The sequence below is a fragment of the Ruegeria sp. G2 genome (assembly GCF_056533505.1).
The window spans coordinates 285168-298608 of record NZ_JBQFON010000004.1 but is presented as its reverse complement, the minus strand read 5'-3'; the positions used below and the strand labels follow the sequence as shown (position 1 = coordinate 298608).

Annotated in this window: 5 protein-coding genes and 2 pseudogenes; 2 read left to right on the top strand and 5 right to left on the bottom strand. The window is 51.6% G+C overall.

Annotation, left to right across the window (positions count from 1 at the left end):
- Positions 1-617 precede the first annotated feature (617 nt).
- Positions 618-5624, top strand: coding sequence for a PA14 domain-containing protein (locus ACR0DU_RS10255; protein ID WP_480874241.1), 5007 nt, complete (start codon positions 618-620; stop codon positions 5622-5624).
- A 133-nt stretch (positions 5625-5757) separates the two neighbouring features.
- On the opposite strand, the gene ACR0DU_RS10250 is transcribed toward ACR0DU_RS10255, so the two are convergent.
- Positions 5758-6993 carry a glycosyltransferase gene (locus ACR0DU_RS10250; protein ID WP_480874238.1) on the bottom strand — a complete coding sequence of 412 codons (1236 nt, stop codon included), beginning with the start codon at positions 6991-6993 and terminating at the stop codon, positions 5758-5760.
- A 262-nt stretch (positions 6994-7255) separates the two neighbouring features.
- Between ACR0DU_RS10250 and ACR0DU_RS10245 the strand changes: the two are divergent.
- Positions 7256-8011: pseudogene (locus ACR0DU_RS10245) on the top strand (IS5 family transposase).
- 17 nt (positions 8012-8028) lie between these two features.
- On the opposite strand, the gene ACR0DU_RS10240 reads toward ACR0DU_RS10245, so the two are convergent.
- The 4 genes and pseudogenes from ACR0DU_RS10240 to ACR0DU_RS10225 form a co-directional block, all read right to left on the bottom strand.
- On the bottom strand, positions 8029-9243 hold the full coding sequence (locus ACR0DU_RS10240) for a glycosyltransferase (protein WP_480874237.1): 1215 nt from the start codon (positions 9241-9243) through the stop codon (positions 8029-8031).
- A gap of 581 nt (positions 9244-9824) precedes the next feature.
- The gene (locus tag ACR0DU_RS10235; RefSeq protein WP_480874234.1) at positions 9825-10898 is read right to left on the bottom strand and encodes a DegT/DnrJ/EryC1/StrS family aminotransferase; all 1074 of its coding nucleotides are present in this window, start codon (positions 10896-10898) and stop codon (positions 9825-9827) included.
- Between the two features lie 168 nt (positions 10899-11066).
- Positions 11067-12200, bottom strand: coding sequence for a hypothetical protein (locus tag ACR0DU_RS10230; protein ID WP_139056602.1), 1134 nt, complete (start codon positions 12198-12200; stop codon positions 11067-11069).
- Between the two features lie 530 nt (positions 12201-12730).
- A pseudogene (locus ACR0DU_RS10225) lies at positions 12731-13180 on the bottom strand (IS6 family transposase); the annotation flags it as partial.
- Positions 13181-13441 lie beyond the last annotated feature (261 nt).

Genomic DNA, 13441 nt, shown 5'->3' with positions numbered 1-13441 from the left:
TTTTTTGCAAAGCGATTCAAAGTTATCACGCAGTGGGCCCAAAAAACCGGTAGTTGAAATGCTAGGGCATGTTTCCCGCGTTCGGCAGTGTACTGCTGCCAACTTACATGAAGATTCTATGAAAAAATTAATGAAATTTGGGCGGCAATAGGCGCCAAACGGCCTGTGCACACGGAAAAATCGGCGTCTTGGGCATAAATTCGGCGGAAAATTGGGCGCGCTCGGCAATGTCCCGCTTGCGTTTATGGCATTCAGTATTTCTGGGTTGTGGGCAATTTGCCCCCTGAGTATGCCATTGTTCAGGGATGGTGAACTAGTACTTCGTTGCGTTTAAACGACCATGATTCCCGGGGGTTACGGACCGCTGGGCACAATAGGACTATGTGTGAGAGATGGCTTGCAGCTGGGCAAAGGCCCCTAAAACAATGACTGCGATTTTGCGGCTATTAGCTATTCCTTATCAAAAGAGTACTCAGAATGGACACAATTCCGCCGTGGATATGTTCATTTGCCAGAGTCCCGCCGCACTTTCGCCTTTGTGTCTCCGTACCCCGTAATCGCCACCACATCAATTGGAGCCAAATTCGGCTTTTGTTGCCTGAACCAAGGATAACGTCATGAGCAGTATCGATATTCGGAATTTCGGGATCCCAACTCAAGGCTTGGGTTTCGTCGCAGAATATTACGTTTTGCCTAATTGGGTTTCCAGCCTGAGTGAAATTGACTTTGACAGATCGCCCGATGCGGTCGAGATCGCAACAGAATTGGATGCGGTGTGGTCCTATGACGCTTTTTGGGATGGGGGACCTCAGGATTCCTTCGCCGCGCGCTACACTGGAAGCCTCAATGTGATTGAGGATGGCGTTTACACCATCCATTTGACGTCGGATGACGGTTCGGCGCTCTATGTTGATGGCGAGTTGGTCATCAACAATGACGGTAACCATGGCGCAAAACTGGTTCCGGTTTCGCTGGAATTGAGCTCGGGTGCTCATGAAATTGAAGTCCGCTACTTTGAAAGTGGCGGTGCGCAAACGCTAAAGCTGGAATGGAGCGGACCCGATACTGATAATGAACTGCAACTGATCGACTCCAGTGTAGTTAACTATTCCTTGCCGGCGGATACCGACGCGGTAAATGAGGGCACCGACAGCGTAGCGGCCAGCGCAGAGGCTGCGCCGGATACTGTAGCCGAGGCGACGACTAATCCCGGTCTTGAAGCTAAGTTCGTCAAGATTAATCGTGGGGATAAGACGTTGGATCAGATCAATTTTGACGCTGACCCGATTGCCGAACAGATCTTGACCGAGGTTAACTATGAAAAGAGCAGAAAAGCGTGGTGGGAAGATGGCCCACGCAGCCGTTTTGCTGCAGAGATAACGGGCCAGCTAAACGTTGAAATGGCGGGCGAGTACACGATTTATCTGGAATCGGATGACGGTTCAGCTTTGTCTCTGGATGGCGTGCAGATCATCGACAATGACGGACGTCACGGGACCACCGAAATCCACGAGACTCTGTTTTTGACCGCGGGATCCCATGATCTTGAGCTTTTGTATTTCGAATACTCAGGTGCACAGACGCTGAGGCTGCAGTGGAGCGGTCCGGATACGGATGGTGCCAAAGTGCCGATTAGTGGCAACAGCTTGAGTCATGGCGAACCTGCCGCTGCCCCCGATGCGGATCAGGATAACACCGATCAAGGTGGGCATGACGATACCGACACCACGGATGGTACAGACGCCACAGACGGTACCGATACGACAGACGGCACCGATCACGGTGGGCACGACGGTACCGACACCACGGATGGTACAGACGCCACAGACGGTACCGATACGACAGACGGCACCGATCAAGGTGGGCATGACGATACCGACACCACGGATGGTACGGACGCCACAGACGGTACCGATACGACAGACGGCACCGATCACGGTGGGCAGGACGGTACCGACACCACGGATGGTACGGACGCCACAGACGGTACCGATACGACAGACGGCACCGATCACGGTGGGCACGACGGTACCAACACCACGGATGGTACGGACACCACTGACGGTACCGATACGACAGACGGTACCGATCACGGTGGGCATGATGGTACTGGCACCACAGACGATCAGGCGACACAAAATCGAGGTCTTGCCGCTCAGTATTTTGTATTGCCAACAGCGGCTTGGAGCCTTGCGGATATCGATTTCGATGCGACGCCTGATGCCACTGGTTCCGTTTCTGAACTGAACTTCCAAAGCTCAAATGACCCTTTCTGGGAGAGCGGTGTGCATGATGAGTTCGCGGCGCGTTATTTTGGCACACTGAATGTGGCAGCGGCCGGAACTTACACGATTTATCTGACGTCTGATGATGGCTCTGCGCTTTATCTGAATGGTGAGCAGGTTATCGACAATGACGGCGCCCATGCTGGCGTAACTGTCCCGGTCACACTTGATCTGGAAGCGGGCGAACACGACATCGAAATCCGGTATTTCGAGATTTGGGGCGAACAGGTCCTCAGATTGGAATGGAGCGGTCCCGATACAAACGGGGCGACCGAAGTTATCTCGGGCGACAGCCTGACGCAACCGGCAAACGGTGCAGATGATACGGATCATTCCGGGCACGACGGTACCGATACGACAGATGGTACCGACACCACGGACGGCTCTGATGTCACAGATGGTACGGATCATGGCGGTCACGATGGTACTGACACCACAGATGGCACCGATACCACGGACGGTACGGACCACGGCGGTCACGATGGTACTGACACGACAGACGGGACCGATACCACGGACGGTACGGACCACGGCGGTCACGATGGTACTGACACCACAGATGGCACCGATACCACGGACGGTACGGACCACGGCGGTCACGATGGCACGGACACGACAGACGGGACCGATACCACCGATGGTACGGATCATAGCGGTGACGACGGTACTGACACCACAGATGGCACTGATACCACCGACGGAACCGACCACAGTGGCCATGGCGGTCATGGTGGAGATGACCATGTGGACCACGGCGGTGCCAACATTCCGGGCACAATCCCGGAACCGACCAGCCCGGAAGAGTATGATGCTTTCGTTGAAGCGGTGATGGCCGAACCGAATGCGCATGCGCATGGCGATGACACGAGCAGGATGGTGGAACACGGCCAATTGCTGGACCTGGTTCCGCGCTCAGAGGCAACGCATGTGGCGGTGTCTGATGGCGACTGGTTCGATCCCAATACATGGCACGAAGGTAGAATACCGGATGCAGGGGCCAATGTTCTGATCCCGAAAAACATTGCGGTCCGTTATAATGGCGAAAGTGAAGCTTCGTTGTTCACGGTTCGTGTCGATGGTGAGCTTTCATTCGCAACCGATATTGATAGCCGCATGGTTGTCGACACATTGGTGGTTGATACATCGGGCCGGCTTGAAATTGGCACCGCCGAGAATCCGATTGCGGCGAATGTGAATGTCGACATTGTCATTGCCAACAATGGTGATATCGACGTCAACTGGGATCCATCCTTGCTGTCGCGCGGGGTGATTTCGCACGGCCAGGTTGAGATTTATGGCGCTGAGAAAGACGCGTTTTTGAATGTCTCTGAAGCACCGATGACTGGAGATACTAGTTTGTCTCTGTCTGAGGTGCCCGATGGCTGGCAAGTGGGCGACAAAATTGTACTTACTGGCACGCACCAGAGGGGCCATTCCAGTACCATAGAGGGTTATGTCGAGCCTCAGGATGAAGAACTGACGATCACGGCGATCAACGGCAACCAGATTATCTTTGAACCTCCTTTGGAGTATGATCATGATACTCCGCGCGAAGATCTGTTCGCTTACGTCTCGAACATGTCACGCAACATCACGATCTCGAGCGAGGATGGTGACGCCACCGAAACTCATCATCGCGGGCACGTGATGTTTATGCATAACGATGATGTCGATGTGCGTTACGCAGCGTTCGAGGATCTTGGTCGTACCGATAAATCTTTCCTCGCCGTTCAGAGCACAGCGGATCTGGCGGTTGTAGAGCCAGACAGCAATATTCAGGGACGCTATTCTCTTCATTTCCACAGAACCGGTACGTCGGACCCAGATGATCCGGCAATGGCTGTCGGGAACGTTGTTGATGGCTCTCCGGGTTGGGGTTTTGTGCACCACTCCAGTAATGCGAATTTCACCGATAACGTCGCCTTCGACATTTTTGGTGCAGCCTTCGCGGCAGAAGCCGGGGATGAAACCGGTATTTGGCTCAGAAATATGGCGATCAACGTCGAAGGTACCAACTGGGGTGACTGGAACGTCAAAGACGCAACGCGCGTCGCCGCGCAGGACACCGGCCACACTGGAGACGGTTTCTTTTTCGCCGGACGTCTGGTGGAAGCGGCTGAAAACGTCGCGGCGAACACCAATAACGGCTTCGTCTGGATGCATCGCAACAGCAAAGAGAATCCTGACTCTGCAAACCTGGATCACCCCGAGATCGCGTATGGTCAAGATGAGATTCTGAACAACTATGCTCCGATTCAGGGTTTCCGTGACAATGAAGCCTTTGGAACAAACACAGGCATTATCGTTCTCAAAGACATGCCTTGGCAGGAGACGCATGAAATCCGATCTGTGTTTGACGGGTTCCTGAACTGGGAGACCGCGAACGGGGTAAATCTGAGCTATACATCGCATTACACGCTGATAGACTTTGATCTGATCAACACGACCGAGCGGTTTGGCGATGTCACGCATTATGGGGTACTTCTAGGCAGCAACACGACCGATATGGTGTTCAATGGTCTGCGTGTCGAAGGCTTTGACAGAGGTGTTGACATGGAATGGGATCCGCACTGGACCGTTCCGGATGAAGACATCGCCCACATCATTATTGATTATGAAGGCATCAACAACCGAACTGATCTTTATGGTTTCAATCCGAACCAGCATCAATTGCTGACATCAGATGATCTCACACCTGGTCGGATGGAGTTTATCCACAATGGCGACACCAGCCTTGCAGTGGGTGAGAGCTTCAGTTTCGACGGGATCAAGACGGACTCGATCGGAACCCGCGATCGTGTGTTGTCTCAGGATCCACTGGAGCTCGATTTCTATAATCATATCATCCACATCATCTCGGAAGAGGGATATTATTCCACGCCAGATGGCCGAAATGTCATTCTGATCGACGATTTCCTTGCCGACCGCGCCACTGGTGAATTGACCCGGATCACTCACGTTGTGACGCTGGAAATGACCCATGAAGAGCTGGCCAACAACTGGATGATCAACAATGCCGCAAACGGTGCCAGATATAATGGTGTGATCAATCTGGGTGGATCAGCTCCGGATGCACGGGATGACAATTTCTCCACCAACGTGAGTCAGGGAATCCTGGTTGACGTGCTGGCCAATGACTCTGATGCAGAAGATGCGGTGCTGAATGTCAGCGGTTTCACTGACCCTGAGCATGGTGACGTATACGTGCAGGAAGATGGCAGTTTGCTGTATCAGCCAGATCTCGGCTATGAGGGAACGGATAGCTTCGATTACTGGGTTGCGGATTCCTCCGGTCAGTTGACCGAAGCAACCGTCACCATTGAGGTCTTCGATATCTGATCTCTGCGAGCTAAACGCAGATACAATTTCTCTGCTTTTGTGATTATAAGGGCCCATCATTGGAAAAATGGTGGGCTTTTTCAGAATTGTATAGAAAGGAGAAAGTGATCCAAATCACAATCGTGAAGACGCTTCATGGATTAACGGGTAGGTGCTTTTTGATCAAATCGCTGCGATGGATAAAAACCGCTTCATCGTCGAATGGCTCGCCATCCAGTTTTGCTTTGGTGATGAGGTCCGCGAGGAAGGTACGATCTATTTCGAGCTCTTCGATAAGACTTGATAGCTTATCAATTTCTCCGATTTTAGCGAATTTTCCACCCTGATGGACATCCACGAGATCTCGAGCGTATACGCTATCATACCCAATCAATGGCGTGCCTGAAATAAGAGCTTCGATCAGGCAACGGGGGGACTCAGGTGTTTTGTGGCAAAATAGGAATATATGTGCCTCTTGAATTGCCTTTAAGACCTCTTCTCGATCTGAGACAAACCCAGGCGTTCGAACCCTGTCCGACAGCCCGCTCCGGGCAATACGCTCTTTCATCCGCGACATCTGCGATCCGCCGCCCAGCCACGTAGCCTGAAAATCTATCCCATCCGAGGCGAGATTTTCCAGAACTTCTATCCAGTCCAGAGGCCCTTTTAACTCTTCAGCTCGGCCCGTATAGACTATTTTAATCGGACCACTTTGGGCGCCCTCAATCTTACGGTTTAATGCTGTCTCTGTGATATGGTCTTCAGCGCTATAATGAATATCGTGCACAATCTGCGGGTTGACCGAATATTGTTTGTAGGTTTCGAACGTGTCACGCCCGTGGAAAAGGCCGAGGTTCGCTTGGCGTATTGCTTTCCTCTCGTACACCACCATCGGAAGGTAAGTCACACGTGCCATTAGGCGCCTACGCCAGTTTCCTTCGTTTCGTGTCCTCCACACTACTTGCGAGTGTACACTATCTGTCCAAACAGCATGCGGTCTGTTCATTTGAACCGCAACGCTGCAAGATACTAATCCCCAATCACCGAACAGACCGCCAATAGCGAAAGAGAGATAGTCGGCTTGAGCGATATACCCTGCTATTCGGCGTCTGGTTGCGCGTAATTGTCTATAAAACTGATCCGGACGAAAGGCCTCCGGCATTGGGATAATCTCAACCCGATCAAGCAAATTCTTGCTGATTTCTATCGAACTCCAACCTTGAGGTGGGGCCCCTTTCATAAGCGGCATCATCACCATGACGCGCTCAAAAGATTTCGCCCAAAGTCTCAGACCATTCAAAGCCTGATCCTCTGCAAACAGAGTGTCATTTTGGGAATAAAGGGGGGCAGGGGCGTACAAAAGCAATGTGCCATGTTTCTCTGTTTCCATCTTTAACCTATATCTTACTGACACTATCAGACTGAAAAATGATCCTAGCTCATCATCATATTTGGACTACAAGATTTTTCATACATCAATAATTTGTCAACGATTTGTTCCTAGTTCGTTGAATAGAGCCCCGAAGGGCATTAACTGAATATGAGCAGCCTCATCTGACTGGTCAAAGTTGATTGTTATGTTCTGAACCTAATAATTTGGTTGCCGTCATCCGGCCTGCGTGATTCATACCCGTGAGTTTCAGGGGTATAACATGAGCAATCTATTCTGGTTGACTGACGAGCAGATGGAGCGGCTTCAGCATTACTTTCCAAAGAGCCATGGTAAGCAGAGGGTTGATGATCGACGTGTTCTGAGTGGAATTATCTTCATCAGTCGCAATGGGTTACGTTGGTTCGATGCGCCGCGAGAATATGGGCCGCCAAAAACACTGTACAATCGCTCGAAACGATGGAGCGATATGAGTGTGTTCGCTCGGATCATGAACGGGCTGGCTGCGCAGGGAACAGATCATAAAACCATCATGATTGACGCAACATACCTCAAAGCGCACCGCACGGCTTCCAGCCTGCGGTTGAAAAAGGGGGGCGTGGCAGGCTGATAGGGCGTGCCAAGGGTGGTATGAATACGAAACTGCACGCTGTTACTGACAGTCTGGGACGCCCCATCCGTTTCCTCCTATCCGCTGGGCAGGTGAGCGATTACACGGGCGCCAGGATTCTGGTAAACAATCTGCCTTCGGCTGACTGGCTGCTGGGTGACCGCGGCTATGGCGCCGACTGGTTCCGCGAAGCCCTTAATGACAGGGGAAAAAAGCCCTGTATCCCAGGTCGAAAGTCACGCGATAAGCCCGTCCGATACGACAAGCGCCGCTACAAACGACGCAACCGCATTGAGGTCATGTTCGGACGCCTGAAGGATTGGCGGCGTCGCCACCCGATAAGACACATGCCCAAAGGTATTCCTCTCGGCCATCGCTCTCGCTGCTACAGTCTTATTATGGCTGTAAATCAATGAGTCTGGAGCCTAGCGAGTTCTGCTACGTCGCCACGATTTTGCTGCCTCGGCGAAGTGGTGCGCGCGACGCTTGAAAGTCTTCTCGAAGCAATGTTCGCGAGCAAAGTTTCGGCCACGATATGCGGATTCAATCAGCATTTCGCGATTGCGATCAAGTACTGCGATCTGCTCCGCCATACTTTCGGCATCACCTAAAGGTCTGACAAACCCACTGCCAGCATGTGATGCTATGCCCATGAAAGCTTCGTTTGCAAATCCGACGATAGGCACGCCGCAGGACATTACCTCTGAATACGTGCTTGAGGGGTCACCTTGTGGGTGGCAACTGACGAACAAATCTGCCTCGCGTTTGAGCAATGGAACCCAACCAGATAGAAAATCCATAGGTTGGTGGATTGTGACCCAGTCTTCGACGCCATTTCGCTTTATAGCGTCGACAAGACGGGCTTCCTCCGGCCCTGATCCATAGATGCGAAACTGGAAGTTGATACCACGGTCGACAAGTCCGCGCGCAACGCGCGGTAGATGCAGGACCCCTTTCATCGGAACAAAGCGCCCGCCAAAGATCAGGCGAAGTGGTTTTGCGGAGCGCAATGCTTCCGCCTTCCTTGCAAGGTCGTCGTCACTTGCAACGTCTGATCTGCGGACCCGATTGTCAAAAAACACAAACGCATCAGGCCGGTTGGGTCTGTACGCATCATGTATTGGCACACCGTTGCATTGCAGTCCGGCCACGAAACCGAGCAGTTCCCTTCGGGTACGCTCTGCATTCCAGATCCATATTTTTCGGCGCAGTTTTCTTAAAAAGTTCACCCGCATAGCGTCAATAATCTGAAATTCGGTTTTCAATGTATACTCACACACGTGAATCACGGGTATCCCACGAGAAAAACACTGGCGCGTCAGTTCTGCTTGACTCGGGTCAAGAAAACCAACGACAGCCCCCGCTCCAGTTATACGCTGAATCAAATCAGCCAATGCTTTGGGTCGTTCTTCAACCCGAGTACGCAGGTTTTGGTCAGGGTGAACTTCGACATGATCCATGTCGGAAGAGGCGGTCGGAGAAACTTCAGCAAGAGTTGTTACTTCACCGTCCCAGTGCTTTGCGTATTCGGCTGCCCCATCGAGGTACTTTTGTGTTAGAACTAGCCCTCCGCCAGGACCGCGGTGGGCCTTCAACACCGGCAACAGGATGAGTTCATTTGGCTTGCTAGGGTAAATCAAGAAATCATGTCCGGTATTTTGTCGAAACTATAGTGACCAACTGCTAATCCCTCATCAGCGAGATGGCCCACTAGGAATACAAATAGGATAGCTTATCGGTCTCTGAACTCATTGCAAGGGGGGTGGTGGAACAGCCATTCAATTTTCACTCGCCAGTCTAGAGGTGGAACAGAACGCTTGTGTGTCCACTACACCATCTTTCAACTACTAGCTTCGTAATCGTGTACCAGTACGCAGTTTAATTGCACCTCTTGCTACCTCGCACCTGCATTTTGAAGCTCTCGTTGTGCTTAATCAGACATGATGAGCAAAACACAATGCTCGCTGGGGATGCGCTCAAGATTTCGATACCTTTGTCCTGGCACGCTTGTTTGCTGATTTCTCGCACCCGCAGGTGCACGACATTGCGGAACAATTTTAAACGGGATTTCGCCGACAAAACGAAATGTTAGATGGGAAAGAAGTCTTGATGTCCGCAGGTATGGATATCCTTGTCCATATCTTTTTCGAAAGTGGTCGCCCAACTTGCGATCAGCTAACACCAGAGGCTACCCGAGCTATCAAAACATCCCAAGTCAAGTTCATCTGGCAATACCTAGACAACTTTCCGTTGGACGAGATTGGGCCAAGACTCTCTGGATATCGTCACGCATCTCGTCGTCGTTCACTTTGGCCACATCCTTATGGCAAGGGATATTCACGACGCGGTTGAAGATATCAACAGCATTGGGTCGGGGGGCTGCCGGTACATAGTATTTCTGGAAAGTCAGATGGCGGGTAAGCGCCATCTGCTCATAAGGTACATGATCGGATGCCAGAAAGGGAATACTGGTCATTGGAATATTCGCAACCGGCGTATGCAGCGGCTTCAAACCCAGACCTGTCGCGATCGAAATCACTCGATCACGTTGTTCAATCGAAGGTGGTCCCCAGGTTCCAGCGCTTTCGATACGGTCGATCAAAAAGGCGCAGGCGACGTCTGATATCTTACAATTGCCCACCCAAAAGGCACTGTCGGCCAAATCGAAGCCATAGCTGGTCAATTCGACCAGATGGGCCGCCTGATCTTTTGGGAGGATCGCCAAACCGCCCTCGCCCAAACCATAGGGTTTTGTGTGATGAAGGCTGATCGCCTGCCATGGCACATTCGGAAGTTTTGTGTGAAACCCCGACGCGTTATCCAGCAGCAGCCGTTTGCACAGGCGACGCGCTAGCGCTGAATAATCCGAAAAGTCCTGGTATAGACCAAGAGGGTTGGTCACGATGATACCATCGTAAGTGACCGGATCTAACGCCTCGAGCGCGTGCAGATCCAACAGGCCTCTGTCATCACAGTCGAGAAACAGGACATCATCGAAACGTCCCCGTCCAAGGTTTTGGAATGTATATGCCGAAGCAACCCATTTCATGCGGCGGCCTGCGCGGTACGATTGCAGGGCTGCCAGCGCCTCTAAAGCCATACCACCATTGGCCAATGGAACGACATCCCAGGTTTCGGGTAACCCAACATGATCAATGCAAAGCGCACGCAGCTCGTGATATAGAGGTCCCCGGTTCGCCCATTGGCTTTGGTTGGCGCAGGCTTGCAGCAGCTCGGATACACGGGCCATATTTGGCTGTTTTTCTTCAACAAACAGTACTTTGCGACCAGGCATCGAGTCATCCCACAATAGAAATGCTTGCCGATTCTACCCTAGCCGCCAACAAATGCATAAAAAAATACTTATGGCCGTCTACTGAAACCCTTCGCGCTGCTACAATCAATCGAACCTGCGCCTAATGTCCGCAATACAAAAACAGTTGATACTCAGGTGAAGGCGGGCTCATCCTAAGACGACTCCTACAGCATGTACGAATTGGAAAACGAAACCTTCGATTGGCTCTGGCGCTATATGACTAATTCCTACAAGTAGACTGAAACTCAAAACCACAACATACGTTGCCCTGTGCACTGGCAAGTTTATGGCTTTGCGTGTTTCCGCCAAAACCAACAACAGAAATGTCATAACGAATACCTGCATCGACAACCAACGGCTCCAGTCAGTAGCGATCGGATACAGCATGAAAGGGGTTCCGGCGCTGACTAGAAACAACGCCCATTCGAACCACCCATTCAGAACTCGGGTCGCGATCCACAGACAGGACAACAGCAGCAGCGCGATCATCAGCGCTACGACTGCAAGGTTCACACGAACCAGAACGATAACCTTCACCGCTGAAGTCGTGCCGCCAAATCCGTCTACCAGCCATGGAAATATTCCACCACACAATCGATCAATCAATCCAGCGCTCAACAAGCGCGTGCACATGGCATCGGTATCCGGGACACTGACGTAGATCACCGAAAAAACAGCTGCCGCCAGCGAGATCAGCCACAAGATCGCAATCGGCCCTATCGACTTTTGTTTTCCAAGACGGAAATAAAGCGCCGCGCTTAGCCCTGGAACTAAAAACAAATTGGCTTCGTGAAAGAAAACCGACAGGCCATAGAGGGTCACGACAGTCGCCACACCCACCGAACCGCTGCTTCGGGGAAACAGCAAAGGCAGGAACGCAGCCAACCCCAATAGTTCTTTTCGGTAAGCTGCGGTGGAATCGTTGACCCAGAACAGCACAAGTGCCGGGCTAACCAACAAGATTACGACCACATCGGGCATTCTCAGTGACAGACCTTTTGCAAAAAGGACCGCAATTATCAACACCGTCAAAACAGCCTGAACTGTGCTGACCAGAATCAGTGGATTTACATGTGACAGTTCGGAAATAAACAGGAAGAGTTCGCCCGATATGCCCCTACGAACTATTCCGCTGGAGTAGTTCACCAACCAGTCAGCATGCTGAAATTCACCACCGCCAGCTTGGGACAAGTAAACAAGACGGCGTAACAAGAGCAGTGTCGATACAAGAAATAAAAAGGCAACCAGCAATGCGTTCCAGCGCTTAATTTCCGTCAGCATCAGACGTTCATCTTTCAACATTAATAATCACAATACTTCAGCTAGTGTTTAACACTTCTTTGACCTTAAGACACCTGAGGTGTTCTCAAGCTGGACGAGCTCGCAATGTGTTGCTGGCACTTTCCAAATGACACTGATTGGATAAGCAAACGAATGACCAGCTGCCCCGCGGTCAAAATTGCAACGATGCAGTTTATCCTAGCCCCCTAAACCTGGGCCATTAATTTTGCTGAGAATGGAGGAGTTGAGATGGCGAGAAAGCGACACTCAGACGAAGACATCTTGAAGCTGCTGCGTGCGATTGAGTTGAAGCTTGCGGATGGCGACGACGTGCAGACGGCGTGCCGCGCTGTCGGTACTAAAGCGTTTCGGGATAAACCTGAGGTATAGCCGGCAGCCTTGAAGTAGGTCCAGCACTCAGTTGGATCGTACAAATCGCAAATTTCCCCAATTGCGTTGAACACTTCGGTGAGGGTTCTGGCACCGATCCTTCGCAAGTGGGGGTCTGACCCCAGCCGGAGCAAACCCCAACCAAAGCTCTTGAGCATCTTGTTGATCGCCTTGATGCCATTTGTTTTGGCGCCACTTTTGTCGATCGTGATCTTGCGTGGTAACCTGTTCACCGCGAGCGTGCGGGCGAAAAACTTCGTCGCCGCGGCGTTGTTCCGGCGCTCGGACAATATGAAATCCAGAATCTTACCGTGTTTTTCGATTGCTCGGTAAAGAGAAACCCGCCCGCCCCTCACTTTTAAAAATGTTACATCCATGCGCCACGAACGGTCTGCGGGACGCTTTTCATACCGCGCTGTTTCAGCAATGAGGCCTGCATACCGACCGACACAGCGGTTCAACGTTGTGTGATCATGGTCGACGCCGCGTTCCGCCAGGATTTCTTCCAGATCCCTGTATGAAACACCGTAGCGCAGGTAGTAGAAAACCGCGTGCAAGATCACGTCTTTCGGAAAATGTGCGCCTTTGAAAAAAGATAGTCACGGTCTGCTCCGGTCATGTCAGCGTGCGTAACCAGAACTGTGTTCGATCTGACAGGTAGGGGCGAATTTTGCGACAGAACCCAAAAAATTGACGATAGCTGCCAATAAAAAATATTTCGTCCTGCGGGGCTTTTTACGGCTGTGTCAAATAGATACGGGGCGCCGCTCGCTCGCTCTTGTCATCGACCTAATGAATCGCTTTATTGCCCAAAATATTGCAACCATCTCTGAAGCAGATTCAGGCAGGAG